The sequence below is a fragment of the Ferrimonas sp. YFM genome (genome assembly GCF_030296015.1).
In the GTDB taxonomy this organism is placed as follows: Bacteria; Pseudomonadota; Gammaproteobacteria; order Enterobacterales; family Shewanellaceae; genus Ferrimonas.
In genome coordinates this window covers 4,430,083-4,452,576 of sequence record NZ_AP027368.1, presented here as the reverse complement: position 1 = coordinate 4,452,576, position 22,494 = coordinate 4,430,083, and the positions used below count along the sequence as shown (strand labels likewise).

General features: G+C 61.9%; 17 protein-coding genes. 11 read left to right on the top strand and 6 right to left on the bottom strand.

Translation table 11 applies throughout. The features are described from left to right. The first annotated feature begins 4 nt into the window (after positions 1-4). From ilvG to QUE41_RS20540, 9 genes are all read left to right on the top strand, one after another. Entirely contained in the window at positions 5-1,657 is a 1,653-nt protein-coding gene (ilvG, locus tag QUE41_RS20580; RefSeq protein ID WP_286340820.1) for an acetolactate synthase 2 catalytic subunit, read from the top strand. After that, complete coding sequence (ilvM, locus tag QUE41_RS20575; RefSeq protein ID WP_028107959.1) at positions 1,654-1,905, top strand: acetolactate synthase 2 small subunit; 252 nt, start codon at positions 1,654-1,656, stop codon at positions 1,903-1,905. The genes ilvG and ilvM overlap by 4 nt, the downstream gene beginning before the upstream one ends. Before the next feature lie 11 nt (positions 1,906-1,916). Beyond that, a complete protein-coding gene (locus QUE41_RS20570; RefSeq protein WP_286342987.1) occupies positions 1,917-2,894 on the top strand; it encodes a branched-chain amino acid transaminase in 978 nt (325 codons plus the stop codon). Positions 2,895-2,909: 15 nt separating this feature from the next. Further along, on the top strand, positions 2,910-4,745 hold the full coding sequence (ilvD, locus tag QUE41_RS20565; protein ID WP_286340819.1) for a dihydroxy-acid dehydratase: 1,836 nt from the start codon (positions 2,910-2,912) through the stop codon (positions 4,743-4,745). Beyond that, positions 4,745-6,283: a threonine ammonia-lyase, biosynthetic gene (gene ilvA / locus QUE41_RS20560; RefSeq protein WP_286340818.1), complete on the top strand. Its 1,539-nt coding sequence runs from the start codon at positions 4,745-4,747 to the stop codon at positions 6,281-6,283. The genes ilvD and ilvA overlap by 1 nt, the downstream gene beginning before the upstream one ends. A gap of 239 nt (positions 6,284-6,522) precedes the next feature. Further along, complete coding sequence (locus QUE41_RS20555) at positions 6,523-7,605, top strand: efflux RND transporter periplasmic adaptor subunit (RefSeq protein WP_286340817.1); 1,083 nt, start codon at positions 6,523-6,525, stop codon at positions 7,603-7,605. 9 nt (positions 7,606-7,614) lie between these two features. After that, the gene (locus tag QUE41_RS20550) at positions 7,615-10,686 is read left to right on the top strand and encodes an efflux RND transporter permease subunit (RefSeq protein ID WP_286340816.1); all 3,072 of its coding nucleotides are present in this window, start codon (positions 7,615-7,617) and stop codon (positions 10,684-10,686) included. 178 nt (positions 10,687-10,864) lie between these two features. Next, the gene (locus QUE41_RS20545; RefSeq protein ID WP_286340815.1) at positions 10,865-13,054 is read left to right on the top strand and encodes a TonB-dependent hemoglobin/transferrin/lactoferrin family receptor; all 2,190 of its coding nucleotides are present in this window, start codon (positions 10,865-10,867) and stop codon (positions 13,052-13,054) included. A 160-nt stretch (positions 13,055-13,214) separates the two neighbouring features. Then, the gene (locus QUE41_RS20540; RefSeq protein ID WP_286340814.1) at positions 13,215-14,333 is read left to right on the top strand and encodes a pyridoxal-phosphate-dependent aminotransferase family protein; all 1,119 of its coding nucleotides are present in this window, start codon (positions 13,215-13,217) and stop codon (positions 14,331-14,333) included. Between the two features lie 63 nt (positions 14,334-14,396). On the opposite strand, the gene QUE41_RS20535 is transcribed toward QUE41_RS20540, so the two are convergent. Together QUE41_RS20535 and QUE41_RS20530 are read right to left on the bottom strand one after the other, a co-directional pair. Next, positions 14,397-15,326: an alpha/beta fold hydrolase gene (locus QUE41_RS20535; RefSeq protein ID WP_286340813.1), complete on the bottom strand. Its 930-nt coding sequence runs from the start codon at positions 15,324-15,326 to the stop codon at positions 14,397-14,399. Between the two features lie 50 nt (positions 15,327-15,376). Continuing rightward, a complete protein-coding gene (locus QUE41_RS20530) occupies positions 15,377-15,682 on the bottom strand; it encodes a DUF1244 domain-containing protein (protein WP_286340812.1) in 306 nt (101 codons plus the stop codon). 127 nt (positions 15,683-15,809) lie between these two features. Between QUE41_RS20530 and QUE41_RS20525 the strand changes: the two genes are divergently transcribed. Beyond that, a complete protein-coding gene (locus QUE41_RS20525; protein ID WP_286340811.1) occupies positions 15,810-16,616 on the top strand; it encodes an alpha/beta fold hydrolase in 807 nt (268 codons plus the stop codon). A gap of 42 nt (positions 16,617-16,658) precedes the next feature. On the opposite strand, the gene QUE41_RS20520 is transcribed toward QUE41_RS20525, so the two are convergent. Next, positions 16,659-18,401, bottom strand: a complete 1,743-nt coding sequence (locus QUE41_RS20520) for a DUF885 domain-containing protein (protein WP_286340810.1) — start codon at positions 18,399-18,401, stop codon at positions 16,659-16,661. 129 nt (positions 18,402-18,530) lie between these two features. On the opposite strand from QUE41_RS20520, the gene add reads away from it, so the two are divergent. Further along, positions 18,531-19,532 (top strand): adenosine deaminase, encoded by a 1,002-nt coding sequence (gene add, locus QUE41_RS20515; protein WP_286340809.1) that lies wholly within the window; start codon positions 18,531-18,533, stop codon positions 19,530-19,532. A 53-nt stretch (positions 19,533-19,585) separates the two neighbouring features. Here the strand turns inward: add and hemN are convergent, their stop codons facing one another. The 3 genes from hemN to QUE41_RS20500 form a co-directional block, all read right to left on the bottom strand. Next, the gene (hemN, locus tag QUE41_RS20510) at positions 19,586-20,956 is read right to left on the bottom strand and encodes an oxygen-independent coproporphyrinogen III oxidase (protein WP_286340808.1); all 1,371 of its coding nucleotides are present in this window, start codon (positions 20,954-20,956) and stop codon (positions 19,586-19,588) included. Between the two features lie 337 nt (positions 20,957-21,293). Next, the gene (gene yihI, locus QUE41_RS20505; protein ID WP_286340807.1) at positions 21,294-21,812 is read right to left on the bottom strand and encodes a Der GTPase-activating protein YihI; all 519 of its coding nucleotides are present in this window, start codon (positions 21,810-21,812) and stop codon (positions 21,294-21,296) included. A gap of 36 nt (positions 21,813-21,848) precedes the next feature. Beyond that, the gene (locus tag QUE41_RS20500) at positions 21,849-22,484 is read right to left on the bottom strand and encodes a class I SAM-dependent methyltransferase (RefSeq protein ID WP_286340806.1); all 636 of its coding nucleotides are present in this window, start codon (positions 22,482-22,484) and stop codon (positions 21,849-21,851) included. Positions 22,485-22,494 lie beyond the last annotated feature (10 nt).

Below are 22,494 nucleotides of genomic sequence, written 5' to 3'. Positions count from 1 at the left end.
GCCGATGATCAGCGGAGCGGAAGCAGTTATTCGTACATTGGAAGGATTCGGGGTGGATACCGTGTTTGGCTATCCCGGCGGTGCCATCATGCCCGTTTACGATGCCATGCTCGACTCGTCCGTCAACCACACCCTGACTCGCCATGAGCAGGGGGCGGCCTTCGCCGCTATTGGTTACGCCCGTGCCTCAGGCAAGACCGGGGTGTGCATTGCCACTTCAGGTCCGGGCGCCACCAACCTGTTGACGGCCCTGGCGGACGCGTACATGGATTCCATTCCGCTGGTCGCCATCACCGGTCAGGTGCCCAATGCGGCCATAGGCACTGACGCCTTCCAGGAGATCGATGTGCTGGGCCTGTCTCTGGCCTGCACCAAGCACAGTTTCCTGGTGCGCACTGCCGATGAGCTGTGTGACACCCTGCAGCAGGCGTTTGCCCTGGCGGCAGAGGGGCGCCCTGGCCCGGTACTGGTGGACATTCCCAAGGACATTCAGCAGGGGATGGTGGAGTATCACCCGCCCCTGACCGCCCACACTAATGGTACCGCCGGCATCGGCGACTTCCCTCTGGAGCGTGCGCACCAGATGTTGAAAGCGGCCAAGCGCCCTGTCCTCTATGTGGGTGGTGGTGTTGGCATGGCGGACGCCGTTGCCGAGCTGCGTCAGTTTATCGACACCACAGGCATGCCTTCGGTGGCTACCCTCAAAGGGATCGGCGCCGTGGCTCCAGGGACGCCGGGCTACATGGGGATGCTGGGGATGCACGGCACCAAGGCGGCCAACATGGCGGTACAGGAGTGTGACCTGCTGATCGCCGTCGGTGCCCGCTTTGACGACCGGGTAACCGGCCGCTTGGACACCTTCGCTCCAGACGCCCAGGTGATTCACCTGGACATCGACCCGGCGGAGTTCTCTAAGCGTAAGGCAGCCCACCTGAGCCACAGCGCCGATCTCAAGCAGGTGCTGCCGGCCATGGCGATGGCGCTGGAGTGTGGTCAGTGGCGTGACCTCTGTGACCAGCGCTCCCGAGACTGGGCGTTCAAGTATGACGCCCCCTTCGAGGGGATCTTTGCCCCCAGGCTGCTCAAGACCATCTCCGATCGCCTGCCCAAGGGCAGCACCGTGGCCTGCGACGTGGGTCAGCATCAGATGTGGGTGGCTCAGCACATGGAGTTCGACGGCCCTGAGACTCACCTCTCCAGTGCCGGCCTGGGCACCATGGGTTTCGGCCTGCCGGTGGGCATCGGCGCCCAGTTTGCCCACCCGGACAAGCCGGTGCTGGTGGTCTCAGGTGATGGCTCTTTCATGATGAACTGCCAGGAGCTGACCACCATCAAGCGGGCCAAGCTGCCGGTGAAGATCCTGCTGCTGGACAACCAGCGCCTGGGCATGGTGAAGCAGTGGCAGGAGCTGTTCTTCGAGGAGCGCTACAGCGAAACCAACCTGTCCGACAACCCGGAGTTCGTGGCCATGGCGGCGGCCTTCGATATCCCTGGGGCCCACATCTGGCGTGAAGACCAGGTGGAGGAAGCTCTGGAACAACTGATAAACAGCGATGGACCTTTCCTTTTACACGTGTCCATCTCCGAAAAAGAAAACGTCTGGCCTCTGGTACCACCCGGGGCATCCAATAGCGATATGATGGAGAAGCAGTCATGAGTCAGCACACTTTGTATATCGAGATGAACCCGGCGCCAGAGGTTTTGGAGCGTGTACTGCGGGTGACCCGCCACCGTGGCTTTACCGTGTGCCATATGCATATGAGCAGCATGGACCGTAAGGCCAACATTGCGGTGACCGTTGCCAGCGAGCGCCCCATTGAGCATCTGACCCGTCAGCTGGACAAGCTGTACGACGTAAAGAATTGTCGCCTGGAGATCTCCCAGGCGCGCATCGCCAACGGCTAATTAAGGAGCACATTGTGAGCCAAGCGGATTTTATCTGGTTTAACGGCAAGATGATGCCCTGGCAGGATGCCCAGGTGCATGTTCTTAGCCATGCCCTGCATTACGGCTCCTCGGTGTTCGAGGGGATCCGTGCTTACCATACTCCCAGGGGACCGGCGGTATTCCGCTTGCAGGAGCACATTCAGCGCCTGTACGACTCCGCCAAGATCTACCGGATGCCCATCCCCTATACCCCGGCGGAGCTGGAACAGGCCTGCCGTGACACCATTGTCGACAACGGCCTGGACAGCGCCTACATCCGTCCTCTGGCGTTCTACGGTAACGTCGGCCTGGGGCTGAACGTGCCTCCGGGCAGTCAGGCCGAGGTGATTGTGGCCTCCTTCCCCTGGCACTCCTACCTGGGTGAAGAGAGCACCAAGCAGGGGGTGGATGTGTGCGTCTCCTCCTGGAACCGCCTGGCGGCCAATACCATGCCCACCGGCGCCAAGGCCGGGGGCAACTATCTCTCCTCCCAGCTGATCTCCGGTGAAGCCAAGCGTCACGGGTACACCGAGGGGATCGCCCTGGACACCAATGGCCAGATCTCCGAAGGCGCAGGTGAGAACCTGTTCCTGGTGAAAAATGGCGTACTGATCACCCCGCCGGTGACCGCCGCCATTCTGCCCGGCATCACCCGGGACACCATCATCACCCTGGCCCGCGATGCGGGGTATGAGGTGAAGGAGGAGGCGTTGGCCCGTGAGGCGCTCTATCTGGCCGACGAGATCTTCATGACCGGCACCGCCGCCGAGATCGTGCCAGTGCGCTCTGTGGATGGCATCCAGGTGGGCGAAGGCGAGCGTGGTCCCATCACCGCCGACATGCAGGCGGCCTTCTTTGGCCTGTTCAGCGGCGTCACCGAAGACAAGTGGGGCTGGCTGGACTACGTCAGCGAAGAGCAGGAAAACAAGCAGGAGTTTGCCGCCTGTACCACGGCAAAAGTGTTGTAATAAAAGGGTAGAACAATGCCGAAACTGAGATCAGCGACCTCCACATCGGGTCGGAATATGGCGGGGGCCCGGGCCCTCTGGCGTGCCACAGGTATGACGGATCAGGACTTCGGCAAGCCCATTATTGCGGTGGCCAACTCCTTTACCCAGTTTGTCCCCGGCCATGTGCATCTCAAGGATATGGGCCAGTTGGTGGCCGGTGCCATTGAGGAAGCCGGCGGGGTCGCCAAGGAGTTCAACACCATCGCCGTGGATGACGGCATCGCCATGGGCCATGGCGGTATGCTCTACTCCCTGCCCAGCAGGGAACTGATTGCTGACTCGGTAGAGTATATGGTCAACGCCCATTGCGCCGATGCCCTGGTGTGCATCTCCAACTGCGACAAGATCACCCCAGGCATGTTGATGGCGTCTTTGCGCCTCAACATCCCGGTGATCTTCGTCTCCGGTGGCCCCATGGAGGCGGGTAAGACCCGCCTGTCAGAACAGTTGATCAAGCTGGACCTGGTGGATGCCATGGTCCAGGCCGCCGATCCCAATGTTTCCGACGAGCAGGCGGAACAGGTGGAGCGCAGTGCCTGCCCCACCTGCGGTTCCTGCTCCGGCATGTTTACCGCCAACTCCATGAACTGCCTGACCGAAGCCCTGGGCCTGTCCCTGCCGGGCAACGGCTCCATGCTGGCCACCCACAGCGATCGTCAGCAGCTGTTCCTGGAAGCAGGCAAGCGCATCGTCGACCTGTGCCGCCGTTGGTATCAGGAGGAGGACGAGACCGCCCTGCCTCGGGGCATCGCCACTCGCGCCGCCTTCGGCAACGCCATGGCACTGGACATCGCCATGGGCGGCTCCACCAATACGGTGCTGCACCTGCTGGCCGCCGCCCAGGAGGCGGAGGTGGCCTTCACCATGGAGGATATGGATGCCCTGTCCCGCCAGGTGCCGCAGCTGTGCAAGGTGGCCCCCTCCACCCCGGATTACCATATGGAAGATGTGCACCGTGCCGGTGGCGTCATCGGCCTGCTGGCGGAGCTGGCCCGTGGCGGCCTGCTGGACACCAGTGTGCCCCATGTGGCCGGCGGTACCCTGGGACAGGTGCTGGAGCGCTACGACATCAAGGGCACCACCGAGGAGAGCGTGCTGGAGTTTTATCGTGCCGGCCCCGCCGGGGTGCGCACCACCCAGGCCTTTTCCCAGTCCTGCCGTTGGCAGGAGCTGGACGACGATCGTGAGAACGGCTGCATCCGCAGCGTCGAGCACGCCTACTCGTCCGAAGGGGGACTGGCGGTGCTCTCCGGTAACCTGGCACCCAATGGCAGCATAGTGAAGACCGCCGGGGTGCCGGACGACTGCCTGACCTTTACCGGACCTGCCCGGGTCTATGAAAGCCAGGAGTCGGCGGTGGCCGGCATCCTCGACGGTGAGGTCCAGGCCGGTGAAGTGGTGGTGATTCGCTACGAGGGGCCCAAAGGGGGCCCGGGCATGCAGGAGATGCTTTACCCCACCAGTTATCTGAAATCCATGGGACTGGGGCAGAAGTGCGCCCTGATCACCGACGGCCGCTTCTCCGGCGGTACCTCCGGGCTGTCCATCGGTCACGTCTCTCCCGAGGCGGCCAGTGGCGGGGTGATCGCCCTGGTGGAGAACGGCGATACCATCCGCATCCATATTCCTCAGCGCACCATCGCCCTTGAGGTGGATGAACAGACATTGGCAGAGCGTGCCGCCAACTGCAGTTTCAAACCGCAGAGCCGTCAGCGTCAGGTGAGCCCGGCGCTGAAGGCCTATGCCATGCTGGCCACCAGCGCCGACAAGGGCGCGGTGCGGGATCTTTCCAAGCTGGAGGAGTCCTGATGGCCGCCCTGCCTAAGCCACAGACTCAGGATCTGGCTCAGGAGTATCTGCGCCGCATCCTGATGGCGCCGGTGTATGACGTGGCCAGACTCACCAGCCTGGACCCCATGGCCAAACTCAGCGCCCGACTGGGGGCGCAGGTGTGGCTGAAGCGGGAAGATCAGCAGCCGGTGCACTCCTTCAAGCTTCGCGGCGCCTACAACTGCATCCATCAGTTGTCGGAACCGAAACGGGCCTGTGGTGTGGTGGCAGCCTCCGCCGGCAATCACGCCCAGGGGGTGGCTCTCTCCGCCAGTCGCCTGGGGATCCGGGCGGTGATTGTGATGCCGGCCACCACCCCGGACATCAAGGTGGACGCGGTTCGCGGCCATGGCGGTGGGGTGGTGCTGTTCGGAGACAACTTCGATGCCGCCTATGGCCACGCCCGTGAGTTGGCGGAGAGTCAGGGGTTGACCCTGATCCCGCCCTTCGACGACCCGGCGGTGATCGCCGGTCAGGGCACCATAGGCCAGGAGCTGTTGCAGCAGCAGCGTCAGCTGGATGCGGTGTTTGTGCCCGTGGGCGGAGGTGGCCTGGTGGCCGGGGTCGCCGCCTACATCAAGGCGCTGGCGCCCCACATCAAGGTGATAGGAGTGGAACCGGAAGACGCCGCCTGTCTCAAGGCCGCCCTGGCTGCCGGCTACCCGGTGACCCTGGACAGGGTGGGGCTGTTTGCCGACGGGGTGGCGGTGAAGCGCATCGGTGAGGAGCCCTTCAGGGTGGCGCAGCAGTGTGTGGATCAGGTGATCACCGTCAGCACCGATGAGATCTGTGCGGCAGTCAAAGACATCTTCGAGGACACCCGGGCCATCGCCGAGCCCGCCGGTGCCCTGGCTCTGGCGGGGCTGAAGCGTTATCGCGAAGGCAAGGAGGGGGATGAAAAACTGGCGGCGATCCTGTCCGGCGCCAACGTCAATTTCCACAGCCTGAGATACGTCTCCGAGCGGTGTGAACTGGGTGAGGGCAAGGAGGCGGTGCTGGCGGTGACCATCCCGGAGAAGAAGGGCAGTTTCCTGCGCTTCTGCCAATTGCTGGGACAGCGCTCCATCACCGAGTTCAATTACCGGCTGGCGGGCCGGGACAGTGCCAACATCTTCGTCGGTTTGCGCATCGCCGATGCCCAGGAGCTGGCCAGGATCAGTGACACGCTGTCCCGTGAGGGCTACCCCCATGAGGATCTGTCACAGGATGAGACCGCCAAGCTGCACGTTCGCTACATGGTGGGGGGCCAGCCACCGCAGCCGGTGCGCGAGCGTCTGTTCCATGTGACCTTCCCGGAACACCCTGGCGCCCTGCTGCAGTTCCTGCTGCGCCTGGGTCAGCGCTGGAACATCTCCCTGTTCCACTATCGCAACCATGGCGCCGCCTACGGCCGGGTGCTGATGGGGCTGGAGTGTGGTGCCGACGGAGACGAGGAGCTGAGCTCCTTCCTGGCGACCCTGCCTTTGGAGTGCCGGGAAGTGACCGAATCGGCGGCTTACCGCTACTTCCTGCGCTGACCTTCCGAACAGATTGTCCATACTTTGATCACCTTCAGGCCCCATACTCATGGGGCCTGTTTGTTTTCTTGTGTGATCTGGATCACTTTTATCACACTTGGTTACACAGGTTTCTTAGACATACATACGTGCATGTCTGTAAACTGCGCTCAATCAAATTTGGGGCAGTGGGACCCGATCCCTGAATCCCTCTCAGTATCGTCGGCCGGATTGAGTTACCGGCCACAAGGAGTTCGGTAATGTTCAAGCGCTTTGCCTTGGTTGTGGGTGGTTTGCTGGTGATTCTGGCGATCATCGGCGGCATCAAGTTCAAACAGATTCAAGAGGGCATGGCTCAGTTCGCTGCGTACACGCCGCCTCCTGAGACCATCTCCGTGGTGGAGGCCAGGACCGAGAGCTGGCGCCCCCAGGTGGCCAGTGTGGGTACCCTGAACGCCATCGAGGGGATCGAGCTGGCGGCGGAGGTGTCAGGCACCGTCGACGGCATCCTGTTCAAGAGCGGCCAGCAGGTGGAAGCGGGTCAGCTGCTGATCACCCTGAACGACGATGTGGAGCAGGCGAACCTGTTGAGCTACCAGGCTCAGGCGGAGTTGGCGGCCATCAAGTTCAAGCGTAATGAAGGCCTGTTCCGTAAGAACAACATCTCCGAAACCGACTTCGACCAGTCCAGCGCCGACCTCAAGGTGGCCAACGCCAACGTCGAGCAGACCCGGGCCACCATTGCCAAGAAGAACATCCGTGCGCCCTTCACCGGTGTACTGGGCATCCGTAAGTTCTCCATGGGTCAGTACATCCAGAATGGCGATGCCCTGGTGACCCTGCAGGATACCCGCTCCCTCTATGCCGATTTCTCCGTGCCAGAACAGTACCTGCCCAGCCTGTATACGGGCCAGGAGGTGGTGTTCCACGTCAGTGCCGCCCCTGAGAAGGAGTTCCGTGGTCAGGTGATCGCCGTGGAAGCCAAGGTGGACGAGAAAACCCGTAATATCGCCATCCGTGCCAAGGTGCCCAACCAGACCGGTGAGCTGCACCCGGGCATGTACGCCGACATCCGCCTGCTGATGCGTGACACCCTGACCCCCATCGTGGTGCCCAGCACCGCCGTGGCCTACAGCCCCTTCGGTGATGCGGTGTTCGTGGTAGAGAAGGACGACAAGGGCCAACAGGTGGCGCGTCGCATCTACGTCCAGGTGGGTGAGCAGCGAGGCGATCTGGTCTCCATCCTCAGTGGCCTGGAGCCCGGGATGCAGGTGGTCAATGCGGGTACCTCAAAGCTGGAGAACGGCACGCCGGTGACCATCTCCAACGCCGTGGAACTCTAAGGGGTACCCATGAAGTTTACCGATATCTTTATTCGCCGTCCGGTCCTGGCCATCGTTCTCAACCTGCTGTTGCTGGTGTTCGGTGCCCGGGCCCTGATGGACATGCAGGTGCGCCAGTATCCGGACATGGAGATTGGCCAGATCGACGTCACCACCGTTTACCCCGGTGCCAACGCCGAGCTGGTGCAGGGCTTTGTGACCCAGCCCATCCAGGAGGCGATCTCCTCCGCCGAGGGGATCGACTATGTGACCGCCAGCTCCAAGGCCGGTGTGTCCACCATCTCCGTGTTCCTCAACCTGGGCTACGACGCCAATACCGCCATGGCGGAGATGCTGACCAAGCTCAACGAGGTCCAGGGCCGTCTGCCCCAGAGCATCGACGATCCGGTGATCGCCAAGAGTGTGGCCGGTGGCGGGGCCATCATGTACCTGGCCTACTTCAGCGACACCATGAATGGCGTGGAGATCACCGACTACCTGAAGCGGGTGGTGCAGCCCAAGTTCACCGAGGTGGAGGGGGTGGCGGAAGCCCAGCTCTACGGTGAGAAAGAGTTCTCCATGCGCATCTGGCTGGATCCGGTGCGGATGCAGGCCAATGGGGTGACCGCCGATCAGATCAATCAGGTCCTGACCCAGAACAACTTCCAGTCCGCCGCCGGTGAGGTGCGTGACAGCTACACCGTGACCTCGGTGCGGGCTTCCACCTCCCTGCAGGATGAGGCGTCGTTCGGCAACATCACCGTGAAGAGCGACGGCAACACCGTGGTGCGTCTGCGCGACGTGGCCCGTATCGAGCTGGCGGCCAAGTCCGAGAAGGTGCAGGGCCTGTTCAAGGGCACCCCAGCGATCTTCGTGGGCATCACCACCACCCCGGAAGCCAACCCCCTGGATGTGGCCAAGGGCGTGTACAAGGTGCTGCCGGAGATCGAGCGTAACCTGCCCGACGGCCTCAATCAGGTGATGAACCACGACTCCACCGAGTTCATTCAGGAGTCCATCGACGAGGTGCTCTCCACCCTGGGTGAAGCCGTGGTGATCGTGGTGATCGTGGTGTTCCTGTTCCTGGGCTCCCTCCGCAGTGTGATGATCCCCATCGTCACCGTCCCCCTCTCCCTGGTGGGGGTGGGTCTGGTGATGCTGGGTCTGGACTTCTCCATTAATCTGCTGACTTTGCTAGCGCTGGTTATGGCCATCTCCCTGGTGGTGGATGACGCCATCGTAGTCGTGGAGAACGTTCACCGTCACATTGAGGAGGGGCTCTCCCCGGTGCGGGCCGCCGTGGTCGGCGCCCGTGAGATCGCCATGCCGGTGATCGCCATGACCATCACCCTGGCGGCGGTGTACGCGCCCATCGGCTTCATGGGTGGCCTGACCGGGTCCCTGTTTACCGAGTTTGCCTTTACCCTGGCCGGCGCGGTATTGATCTCCGGCTTTATCGCCCTGACCCTGTCGCCGATGATGGCCAGTAAGCTGCTGAACAAGGAAGACTTGCACAAGCCCTTCCCTCAGTTCCTGGATCGTCTGTTTGACCGGGTGAAGGATGGCTATCAGCGAATCCTGGAGCAGGTGGTCGGCTACTACAAGGCGGCCATGGTGACCGCAGCCGTGCTGCTGTTTGCCGCCATCGGCGCCATGTTCATGATGACCCAGTCTGAGCTGGCTCCGGACGAAGATCAGGGTTACCTGTTCAACATCGCCAGCGGCCCGGACAACGCCAACGTGAACTACGCCGTGGCCTATGGCCATGAGTTCATCAACATGGCCTCCCAGTACCCCGAGTACAACATGGCCCTGGTGTTTGCCGGTTACCCCAGCGAGAGCGGTTTCTTCTCGGTGCTGGGCCTTAAGCCCTGGAGTCAGCGGGAGCGCAGCCAGATGGAGATCCAGCCCCAGGTGCAGCGCGATGCCAAAGGGATTGCCGGCCTGGAGATCTTCAGTGTGAACCCACCGGCCCTGCCCGGGGTGGCCTCCGGCCTGCCGGTGAACTTCGTGGTGACCACCACCGCGGATCACGCCACCCTCAACGAGGTGATGACCAAGCTCAAGCGCGAAGCGCTGCAGAGCGGCCTGTTTATGGTGGTCAACAGCACCCTGAAGATGAACAAGCCCCAGGTCCACATCGAGATCGACCGGGAGAAGGCGGGTCAGCTGGGGATCTCCATGCAGACCATCGGCAGCGTGCTCTCCACCCAACTCGGGGATTTCCGCACCAACTACTTCGACATTCAGGGACGCAGCTATGAGGTGATCCCTCAGGCGGATGCACCGTTCCGCTCCACTGCGGACCGCATCGCCGACCTCTATGTCAGCAGTGACACCGGTGCCTCCATTCCCCTCTCCACCGTGGTAACGGTGAAGGAGGAGGTGATCCCCAATGCCCTGACCCAGTTCCAGCAGCTGAACTCGGCCACCCTGGAGGCGATGCCCATGCCCGGTGCCGCCACCATTGCCGACGCTCACACCTTCCTCAAGGCCAAGCTGCAGGAGATTGCGCCCAAGGGCTACGCCTACGATTTCGGCGGCCAGAGCCGGCAGTTTGAGACCGAAGGTGGCGCCCTGTACGTCACCTTTGCCCTGGCCCTGGTGGTGATCTTCCTGGTGCTGGCGGCTCAGTTTGAAAGCTGGCGGGATCCCGTGGTGGTGTTGGTGACCGTGCCTTTGTCGATCTTCGGTGCGATGATTCCCCTGTTCCTAGGGGCGGCCACCCTGAACATCTACACCCAGGTGGGTCTGATCACCCTGGTGGGCCTGATCTCCAAGCACGGCATCCTCATCGTGGAGTTTGCCAATCAGCTGCAGCGCACCGGTAAGGACAAGGCGGAAGCGGTGATTGAGGCGGCGGCCCTGCGTCTTCGCCCGATCCTGATGACCACCGCGGCCATGGTGCTCGGGGTGATGCCTCTGGTGCTGGCCTCCGGTGCCGGTGCGGTTTCCCGCTACAACATCGGCCTGGTGATCACCGTGGGCCTGTCCGTGGGCACCCTGTTCACCCTGTTTGTGGTGCCGGTGATGTACACCCTGCTGGCCAAGAGCATCAGCGTAGAGGAGGAGCAGGCGATGCTCCAGGAGACTCGCGCCTAGGCCCTGGTCTGCAGAACGAAACGAACCTGACTTTGACGAGTCCGGGCCACCCTTCGGGGTGGCCTTTTTTGTAAAGCGCGCCAAAAAACAGTGTAGAAGACTTGATCAAATCTAAATAGTAATTATTATCATCCGCATTCAAATAAATGAGTCAACTCAATTATAGGGACCGGATACCATGTTCAAGCCTTCACCCACAGCACTGGCCATCCTGGCCACCCTCGCTGCTCCCCATACCCTGGCCGAAGAGGCCAAGGCCACCCTGTTCGATGACGTGGTGGTCTCCGCCAGTCGCACCTCTGCCCAGAAGGCCGAAGAGGTGCCGGCGGCCATGATGGTGGTGGATGCCCAGCAGATCGACGATCGTCAGATGAACAACATCGCCGACTTGGTGAAGTATGAGCCTGGGGTCGAGGTGAGCGGCAATGGCCGTTTCGGCCTGCAGGATGTCACCATCCGCGGCATCGGCGGCAACCGGGTGAAGATCATGATCGATGGGGTGGACCAGATCAACGGCTACGACTCCGGCACCCAGTTTATGCGCTCCAGCCGCAACTTCGTCGACATCGACAGCCTCAAGCAGGTGGAGGTGACCAAGAGTCCCGCTTCCAGCCTCTATGGCAGCGACGCCATCGGCGGGGTGGTGGCTTTCACCACCAAGGACCCGGCGGACTATCTTGAGGCCGGGGACGATACCGCCCTGTCCATCAAGGCAGGCTACCGGGGCGACAGTCAGACCTTCTCCGAAACCCTGACCCTGGCCAATCGCAGCGGCGACTGGGAGTCCCTGTTGCTCTACACCCGCCGCGACGGCCATGAGACCGAGACCCAGGGCAGTGTGGGCGGCATTGGCGACGACCGCACCAAGGCCAACCCCATGGACGTTACCAACAATAACGTGTTGGCCAAACTGATCTACGCCGGCCAGGGCAATCATCGGGCCGGTGTGGTGGCCGAGTATTTTGATTCCACCACAGAAGGGGATCTGCTCTCCGAAAACGATGGCGAGCCCGGCGCCCCCGGGGTGACCTACGCCAATATGCAGGCGGATGACACCAGCACCCGTAGCCGTTTTGGCCTGTTTCACGACTGGCAGGCCAACCTGGCCGCCTTCGATACCCTGAGCTGGAAACTGGACTACCAGGACAGTGAGTCCGATCAGGTGACCCGCAACTGGTACTCCTTCTATCAGACCAACCGGGCCATGTCCCGTCAGTATCAGGAGACCAGCTGGCAGTTCTCCCTGGACCTGGCCAAGTCCCTGGAGAGCGGCTCGGTGAAGCATGAGATCAGCTATGGCGCCGACTTCAACCGGGAAGACCTGGAGAACCTGAATATCACCACCTATGAGAGTGACCGTCCCACCGACATCGCCCGGTATGCGCCCAAGGCCGAGGCCACCACTTACGGCCTCTACCTGCAGGATGAGATCAGCATCGGGGCACTGACGGTGATCCCCGGCCTGAGGTACGACAACACCGAGATGAAGCCGCAGATCGACGAGTATTACCACGGTGGCGACGATTTCAAAGACCACAAGAGCGACAAGCTCACCTGGCGCCTGGGCACCCTGTATCAGTTCACCGACAGCCTCACCGGCTTCTTCAACTACGCCCAGGGGTTCCGCTCTCCGGACCTGAAGGAGATGTACTACGCCGAGGACAGCGGTCGGGGTTATGCCCTGCTGGCCAACCCGGATCTGGAGCCGGAGGAGAGCGATGCCTTTGAATTGGGGCTGCGTGGTGCCGGCAGCTTCGGGGCCGCCGAACTGGTGCTGTTCTACAACCAGTACGACAACTTCATCGAACAAACCACGGATTACTCCAACCCCGCCTACCCCTATGGACTGCTGCAGTACAACAACGTTTCGGAAGCCACCATCAAGGGCGCCGAGTTCAAGAGCCAGTTGTGGCTGGATGCATTGATGGGGGCCCCTGAGGGGATGAGCCTGACCTTGTCGGTGGCCTACGCCGAGGGTGAAAACGACACCAAGGGCGTTCCGCTGAACAGCATCAGTCCCTTGAGCGGCGTCATCGGCCTGGCCTATGACGATGCGGACGGCATCTGGGGCGGCACCCTGGACTGGACCCTGGTTCAGGGTAAGGATGAGTCCGACATCGACCCACCATCGGACCGCACCGGTAGCCCGGTCACCCCTTATACCACCGCCGGCTATGGGGTGCTGGACCTGACCGCCTACTACAACGTCTCCGAGGCTTTTGTGATTCGTGGCGGGGTATTCAACCTGCTGGACAAGAAGTACACCCGCTGGGACGACGTGTCCAGCATCGAGGCTGGCCGAACCAACATGGACAGGTTTACCCAGCCCGGCACTCATGTGGGGATCAACGCCACCTACAGCTTCTAAGAGACCCCGTTTCCTGACGTCACTGGCTGCCTCCGGGCAGCCTTTTTTATGGATGAGCGTTTAAAACGCCCAATTGCTTTGGTCCTATACCCAGCCCCAGTTAAACCGTGCTAACTTGGGATATTCTTTTTCACTCAGGCCAATTTGCAGGAAGGTCGCCATGTCGTTCAAGCCGTTCAACCCGCCGTCCCGGACCCTGATGGGCCCCGGTCCCTCCGATGTTCATCCTCAGGTGCTGCAGGCCCTGGGTAAGCCCACAGTGGGCCACCTGGATCCCAGCTTCATCGCCATGATGGATGAGGTAAAGGCGCTGTTGCAGTACGCCTTCCAGACCGAAAACCCCTTCACCATTGCCGTGTCGGCGCCGGGCAGTGCCGGCATGGAGACCTGCTTCGTCAACCTGATGGAGCCCGGTGAGAAGGTGATCGTCTGCCGCAACGGGGTGTTTGGTGAGCGGATGCGTCAGAACGTTGAGCGCCTGGGCGGTGAAGCCGTGGTGGTGGACGATGCCTGGGGCACCCCGGTGAGCATCGACAAGGTGGAAGCGGCCCTCAAGGCTCACCCCGACGCCAAGTTCCTCGCCTTCGTTCACGCCGAGACCTCCACCGGCGCCCTGTCCGACGCCAAGGCGCTGTGTGCCCTGGCCCGGGCGCACGACTGCCTCTCCATCGTCGATGCGGTGACCTCCCTGGGTGGGGTTGAACTGCGGGTGGACGAGTGGGGCATTGACGCCATCTACTCAGGCAGCCAGAAGTGCCTCTCCTGTGTCCCCGGCATCTCTCCGGTCTCCTTCTCTCCCAGGGCGGTGGCCAAGTTGGAAGCCCGCCAAACTCCGGTGCCCAGCTGGTTCCTGGACCAGACTCTGGTGATGGGCTATTGGAGCGGCACCGGTAAGCGCAGCTACCACCACACCGCCCCGGTGAACAGCCTCTATGCCCTGCATGAATCCCTGCGCCTGCTGCACGAAGAGGGGCTGGAGAACGCCTGGGCCCGCCATGCCAGCATGCATCAGAAACTTAAGGCAGGACTGGAGAAGCTGGGCCTGAGCTTCGTGGTGGAGGAGGCCCATCGCCTGCCTCAGCTGAACGCCGTCTACATCCCCCAGGGGGTGAACGATGCCGAGGTGCGCAGCCAGTTGCTGAACCGGTTCAACCTGGAGATCGGTGCCGGTCTGGGGGATCTCGCTGGCAAGGCGTGGCGCATCGGCCTGATGGGGTACGCCGCTCGAGAAGAGAACGTCACCCTGTGCCTGGGCGCCCTGGAAGAGGTGCTGAGCTAGCTGCGAGGCCAGGAACAAAAAGGCGCCCCAGTGGGCGCCTTTTTCGTGGTGGTTCGGCACAGGTTAGTGCTGATCCAGCCATTGGGTCAGGGCGTCCATCACCTGATCGCGGATCGCCGGGATCTCGGCCACCAACTCGTGACGGGCATTGGGCAGGGTGAGCATCTTCAGGGCCGGGCTGTTGGCCACCGCCTGGGCCATCACCTGGTTGTCCACCACGGTGTCGGCACCGGCCTGCATCACCATGGTGGGGGTGCGCAGCTTGTCCACCTGATCCAGGATCCGGTCCATGGCCTGGAAGGATTCCATCAGCCAGTGATTACTGGGAGAGCCCAGCTGTAGCTGGGGCACCTGCTGATGCAATTCCAGCAGCGCCTGGTAGCGGTCAGCATCCTGGGTCATCTCATTCTCTTCGAAGGGCACTGGCTGGTAGTCGGTGCCGCCTGGGATGTAGCCAGGGGTCCCCTGGCTGCGGTTCCACCAGGCCAGGGCGGAGACCACAGGCTCCAGGGCCCAGCGGGGGCCAGGGAGGTTGATGCCGTACATGGGGGCGAAGAACACCGCGGCGTCGAAGGTCTCCGGGTGGCGCAGCATGTAGAGGGTACCGACGGCACCGCCCATGGAGTGGGCCACCAGATAGAGCTTCTTGGGCCCGGAGGGTTGCACCACCTGAGTGAGGAAGGTGTGCATGTCCTCCACATAGTCGTCGAAACGCTGAACATGACCCAGAAACGGGTTGTCGGTAAGCCGGTCGGAGAAACCCTGGCCCCTGTGGTCCCAGATGTAGATCTCCAGGCCAGCCTGCAGCAGATCCCTGACCAGGGTCTCATACTTGAGGTATCCCTCGGTGCGACCGCTGGCGATCACCACGGTGCCCTTCGGGCTTTCTGGAGTCAGGTGGGCATAGCGCAGTGTCAGGCCGTCGACGCCGGTGAAGGCTCCCTGCTTGGCTTGTTGCCACAGGGAGGGGTGCGCCAGAGCCGGTTGAGTCATAACAAGTCCCAAAAGAAACAGAAAGCTGCGTAGCATAGTGGCATCAACGGTTATTGGGAAGCCTTGGCCTGTTGCCGGGCTTCAAAGGCGGCCAACTGCTCGGCAGTGGCGGGCTTCTGATACTTGGTCTTCCAGCTGTCGTAGGACTCGCCGTAGACCACCTCTCTGGCCTGATCGTAATCCACCTCTTCTCCGCGCTCCTTGGCTTCCGCCATGTACCATTTGGCCAGGCAGTTGCGGCAGAAATCCGCCAGGATCATCAGCTCGATGTTCTGCACCTCCTTGTGGTTGTCCAGGTGGCTGAGCAGGCGGCGGAAGGTGGCGGCTTCAATTTCGGTCTGGGTGTGTTTATCCATAATCTCTTGCATCTCCTTGTGGGGGAAACGTCAGTGTACCCCCATCTGAGTCACTATAGTATCCAACAGGGCATGTTGATACTCTGGTAGGACCGCCCATCAGATGGGTATCTCACGGAGAGATCTCTTGAAGTTTGAACACTTTGGCCAGGGGAGCCCCACCCTGGTTTTCAGCCATGCCAATGGCTTTCCCCCGGCCACCTACCGTCAGCTGTTTCAGGCCTGGGGGGCGGCGGTGGAGGCGCCCCTGCTCAAGCCCCTGACCACCCCGGTGGATGAGGCGGCCAGTGACATCTGGTGGCACATGGCCGAGGAGCTGGCCCATTGGCTGGAGAGCCAGTCCGAACCCAGATTGCTGGCGGGCCACTCCATGGGGGCGGTGGTCAGTTGCCTGGCGGCGATGCGTTGTCCGCACAAGGTGGCGGGGCTGATCATGCTGGATCCGGTGTTTCTGCCCACCCGCTGGGTGGCCCCCATGCGGCTGATGCCCAAACGCTTCAAGGTGAAGCAGCCTCTGGTGGCCAAGACCCTGCGTCGCCCCCATCAGTTCGATGACCACCAGGGCGCCTTCCAGTTTCACCGGGGCAAGCGGGTGTTCGCCGGCATGGACGATGAGGCGCTCACCGATTACATCCATGCGGCCTTCGAACCCAATGAGCAGGGGGTGGCACTGAGGTACAGTCGCGAGTGGGAAGCGCACATCTATCAGACCGCCCCCTGGATCTGGCCCAGGCTGGGCAGGCTCAAGGTGCCGACTTTGATCATTCGCGGCGCCAACAGTGACACGGTGACCCCGGGGAGTTGGGCGCGCATCGGCCGCCTCTGCCCCGAGGCCAGCCGCGTCGAGCTGCCGGAGTGTGGCCATCTGCTGCCCATGGAGCGACCGCAGGCGGTGGCGACCGCCATACATCAGTGGCTGGATACGCTGAGGTAGGCCGTGAAACTCAAGAGGTGCCCTGGGGCACCTCTTGTTGTTTTAGCCTTGCTGGCTGCTGATCCACTGACGCACTATGCGCTCTAGTTCTGCCAGGGGCACCGAGCCGTTGGCCAGGACGGCGTCGTGGAAACTGCGGATGTCGAACCTGTCCCCCAGTGTCTGCTGTGCCTCATGACGCAAGCGCCACAGGGTCAACTCGCCCATCTTGTAGGAGAGGGCCTGTCCCGGCCAGGAGATGTATCTGTCCACCTCGGTGGTGACGTTGTGCAGGGAGAGGGCGGTATTGTTGGCCATAAAATCGATGGCCTGCTGGCGGCTCCAGCCCTTGGCGTGGATGCCGGTGTCCACCACCAGGCGACAGGCGCGCCACATCTCGTAGCTGAGACGGCCAAAGTCGGCGTAGGCGTCCTCATAGTAGCCCGCTTCCACCCCCAGCTTCTCCGAGTACAGGCCCCAGCCCTCGCCGAAGGCGCTGATGTAGTGGTAGCGGCGCAGGGGATGCACCTCCCCCAGCTCCCGGGTCAGGGAGATCTGCAAGTGGTGGCCAGGCACCGCTTCATGCAGGGTGAGGGCGGGCAGGGCATAGAGGGGGCGCTTGTCCAGGGCGTAGGTATTGACCCAGTAGTAGCCTGGCTGATGATCGCCGCTGGGGCCGGAGTAGCGGCCCGTGGTGTACTTGGGGGCGATCTCCGCCGGTACCGCCATCACCCCGTAGGGGGTGCGCGGCAGCTTGCCGAAGAACTGCGGCAGCATGGCATCGGCCCTCTTGGCCAGCCAGGCCGCTTCCCGCAGCAGCTGCTCCGGGGTTTCCGCATAGAAGCGCGGGTCTGTGCGCAGGAAGGCCAGGAAGTCGGCAAAGTCCCCCTCGAACGCCAGCGCCTCAATGATCGCCTCCATTTCGGCGCGAATGCGGGCCACCTCTTCCAACCCCAACTGATGCACCTCGTCCGGGGTCATCGGCAGGGTGATGAAGTGATTCACCCGGTTGGCGTAGTAGGCGTCGCCCTCCGGCAGCTCGCCGGCGGCGATGCTGGTGCGGGCCCCGGGCCGGTACTCTTCAACAAAGAAGGTCAGGTAATCACGGTAGGCGGGCAGCACCTGCTCCTGGACCGCTTTGAGGCCGGCGCGCTTGAGGGCCTCAGCGTCTGCCAGGTCCTCGGGCAGGGTGGTGAAGGGCTGATAGTAGAGGCTCTGTTTGGCGTCATCGGGCAGGTAGGCTTGGATGGAGCTTTCAAACCCCGCAAGCACCACCTGGGGCTGGGTGTAGCCGAGCCGCACCCCTTCGCGCATCCAGTGGATCTGCTGCTGGAACAGCTCAGGCAGGGCCGCCAGCCGGGACAGATAGGCCTGGGCCTGTTGGGGGGTGCTTAGGCTCAGGCCGGCGGCGATGCCGGCCACCTCATTGTGAAAGCCCCCCTCGGCGGTCAGGGGCATCAGGTATTCGTGGAAGCGATAGCTGTCGCTGCGGTTTTCCAGGATCCCCATCAGGATAGACAGGTTGATTCGGCCCTCATCGCCAAGGGCGTCGGTGTCGATGCTCCGGGCCTGAGTCAGCAGGGCCTGGTTGGCGTCATAGGCGCTCTTCAGCGCCTGGGGGCTGTGATCGTCCAGCCTGGCCAGGGCATCGGCATCGCCAAAGTGCGCGGCCATCTGCGGAGAGCGTGCCAGCTGTTGCTGCCAGGCCTGATCCATCAGGTCGATGACTCTGTCGTCGGCACTGGGGGGCTGGGTGGCGGCGCAGCCGGTCAGCACCAGCAGGGCACCGATAAGCCAGTTTTTCATGATCCTGTCCCTATGTTGGCAATCAGTTTTTAATTATTCTTAAACCGTCATAAACGGCGCCCCAATTTTATACAGATTCTCCGGGTTTGTTGTTGGCAAATAACATCCCTTTACCAAAAAGAGAGACCCATGATTGATCAAGGCATACTCCTGACCGACCTGCATCGTCACCTCGATGGATCGGTGCGTCCCGAAACCGTGCTGGATCTGGCCCGTCAGTTCAATGTGACCCTGCCCGCCTATGAGATGGACGCGCTGCGCCCCTACCTGCAGGTGATTGACCGCTGTCCCTCGGTGGAGGCGTTGCTGGCCAAGCTGGATTATCAGGTGGCGGTGCTGGGGGATCTGGATGCGGTGAACCGGGTGGCCTATGAGAATGCCCTGGATCTGGCCGCCAATGGGGTGGATTACGGCGAGTTGAGGTTCTCTCCCGCCTACATGGCCGGTCCCCACGGCTTGCCTCTGGAGGGGGTAGTGGAAGCGGTGATCGATGGGGTGGCCCGCGGTGCCCGGGACAGCGGCATCATGATCAACCTCATCGGCATCCTCTGCCGCGGCGACGGCCCACAAGCCTGTCACCGGGAGCTGGATGCCATCCTCAGCCGGAAAGAGCAGTTCGTTGCCTGCGATCTGGCGGGTGATGAGGAGGGGTTCCCCGGGGACCTGTTCGTGGATCACTTCAAACGGGTACGGGATGCCTACCTCAATGTCACCATCCACGCCGGTGAGCCCGGTCCGCCGTCCTCCATCTGGCAGGCGGTGACCGAGCTGGGGGCCACCCGTCTGGGGCATGCCACCACGGCGCCACAAGATCCTCGCCTGCTGGCGTTTCTCAAGGAGAAGGGGATTGGCATCGAGTCCTGCCCCACCTCCAATGTCCACGCCAACTCGGTGGCCGATTACCAGGCGCACCCCATCCGCACCTTTGTGGAGCAGGGGCTGAAGGTGTGTCTGAATACCGACGACCCCGGCGTGTCCGCCAACTCCATCCCCTTCGAGTACCAGATGGCCAGAGAGCGCATCGGTCTGAGTGAGGCCCAGCTGCGCACCGTTCAGCAAAATGGCGCCGAGCTGGCCTTTATCTCCGACAGCGATCGCCGAGCGCTGCTGCAGAAGAAGCTGAGTCGCTGACAGACAGCCACAAAAAAGGGTCGCCGAGGCGACCCTTTTTCATCTGCGGATGATCAGATCACCCGGGAGAACTGCTGCTGGCGGGCCTTGTCGCGCAGGTAGCGGTCAAAGCACATGCAGATGTTGCGGATCAGCAGGCGGCCCTGACCGGTCACTTCGATGCGGTCGTCGCTCATGCGCACCAGATCGTCTTCGATGAAGGGCTTGAGCAGCTTCTGGTCCTCTTCGAAGTACTGGTTGAAGTCGATGTTCCACTGCTTCTCGATGGCGCCCTTATCCAGCTGGAAGTGGCAGATCAGCTGCTTGATCACTTCGCGGCGGATAAAGTCATCGGTCTCAAGGCCGCAGCCTTTGATCATGGCGTGCTCGTTGGCGTCCATCGCCTCGTAGTAGTCTTTCAGGTCCACGGCGTTCTGGGCGTAGGCCTTGCCGATGTTGGAGATGGCGGAGGCGCCCAGACCCAGCAGGTCGGCGTCGGGCTGGGTGGTGTAGCCCTGGAAGTTGCGGTGCAGCTGGCCGGCGTTCTGCAGGCGGGCCAGCTCATCTTCGGGCTTGGCGAAGTGATCCATGCCGATGAACTGGTAGCCGTAGCCCATCAGGGTGTTGATGGTGTTTTCCAGGAGCTTCAGTTTCTGATGGGGAGTCGGCATATCCTCCTCTTTCAGCTTGCGCTGGGCGGCGAAGCGATGAGGCAGGTGGGCGTAGTTGAAGACGCTCAGGCGATCCGGGTCCAGATCTTTTACCCGCTCCAGAGTCTTGGCAAAGCTCTCTGGGGTCTGATGGGGCAGGCCGTAGATCAGGTCGATGTTGGTGGAGGTAAAGCCCAGCTTACGGGCGTGCTCGATCAGGTCGAAGATGAACTGCTCATCCTGCTCGCGGTTGACCGCCACCTGCACCTCTTTGTTGAAGTCCTGCACACCCACGGAGATGCGGTTGAAGCCCACCTCCTTCAGTACTTCCAGGGTGTCCAGTTCAATTTCGCGGGGATCCACCTCGATGGCGAACTCACCCTCATCGGCGAAGTTGAACTTCTCCTTCAGCAGCTTGACCAGACGACGGATCTGCTCGTGGTTGAGGAAGGTGGGGGTGCCACCGCCCCAGTGCATCTGGGTTACGTTGTACTCTTTGAACAGGGGGGCGCGGGCGTTGATCTCACGTTCCAGGTAGTCCAGGTACTGATCCGCCTTGTGGGCGTGACGGGTGATGATCTTGTTGCAGCCGCAGTAGTAGCAGAGCTTATGGCAGAAGGGCACATGGATGTAGAGGGACAGGTTGCGCTTGTCCGAATCCTGAATCGCTTCCCGCAGGTGCTGGTCGGTGTAGTCCTTATGGAACTCCACTGCGGTGGGGTATGAGGTGTAACGGGGGCCGCTGTAGTTATACTTCTCGATCAGGGCCTGGTTCCAGCTAATCTTATCCTGCACTGCATTCTCTCCTGCGGCATGGGTGAGCCGATGATATTGCGGCTTCCCGAGGTCTGGTTGCGTTCCGATGACTCAACGGGAGCATTATTTAATGTGCATTATGCACACTTTTAAGCGCCTTGCCTTTGATCCGTGACCCAAATTCACCCCGGGGGGCTGGTCTGGCCGATAAGGCTGTGTTGGGCGTGATGCTTTATAAACAACGGTGCGGGCCATAGGTTCCCTGCCTGAGCTCAGGAACGTGAGCTGGACCACAGAGTTAGGTTAGGTCAGGCTGGGCCGCGGCGACAGGGCCGGCAAAGGCAAAAGGGCCCGGTGTTTGCCGGGCCCCTGGGGATTACTCTTTGTAGTCGTCCAGCAGCTCACTGCCGGACTCGAAGCGGCTCATCAGATCCTGCTCCGGCTGGGGGGCAGCCTGCTGCTCCTGGGCCTCCTCCAGTTCGATGCCCAGCTGGGTCATCAACTGTTCGATTCTGTCCAGCTTGGCGTCCAGCCACTGCTGATCCTCGGCGCTGAGCACCTCATCCTGATCCAGCCGGTCCAGCAGGTCGTTGAGCCGTGGCAGGTTCTCCAGTTTCTCCAGCTCCTGCTCCGGAGAGAGGGGCTTGGCCACCGGTGCCTCGTTCTGGGGGGCGACCAGAGAGATGGGCTTCTTGCTGCCCAGCCGCGGATCCAGGGTGTCCTGAGGCCGATCCGCCCGCAGTCTGGACTTGGCAGAGCCTTCGTTCTGGCGAGAGCCAGCGGCCTTGCCCTTGGCGTTCCGGCGTTTGCCTTCGTGACCGCTTCCCTTTTCGGTGCGGGTCTGCTGCCGGGGTCCGTGAACATTAATCTTGCGGGATTTCTTCTGTCTCGTCATCGTTTGCCTCCAGAGTGGGCGGCAGGTTATACCAGATTATGCCGCTTTTTGCAGCAGTACGACGTCATTACCAATAAATTCCACCGTCAGGTCGTCCCTTTGGGCCAGGAACTCGAAGGTGGTGCGGCTGAAAAAGCTGACATGGGTGGGGTCGTTCTTGTAGTGCCAGTTGGCAAACGCCTGTCTGTCCTTGACCAGTTTGGTCATCAGCGCCAGGGTGCCGCCAGGACGTACCAGCTCCAGCAGCAATTGCCATTCCCGCCCGGGCCGGTAGAAATGTTCAATGGCCTCGGTGCAGGTGACAAAGTCGTAGTGGCTTCTCAATGGCGCCCTGTCCGGGTGGAAATAGGGGTCATAGAGGGCCACGGAGTGTCCCGCTTCCTCCAGCATCAGCGACAGGGTGGGGCCCGGACCACAACCGAAGTCCAGCCCCTGGCTACCAGGCGCCAGCCTCTGCATCAGCGGCTGTGCCACCCGGGAGAGGAAGCGGCGGTACCCCTGGTCTGCAGGGTCATTCTGATGCTGATCGTACTGATGCTTCTCTGCCGAGGGGGGCAGCAGAGCATTGGGATCGGCAAACACCAGTTCACACCTGGCGCACTGGAAGTAGTGACGTTTCTTGTCCTGATGATAGTGCTGAGTCTGATGGTGCTGACAGAGGGGGCAGTGCATAGGGGTCCCG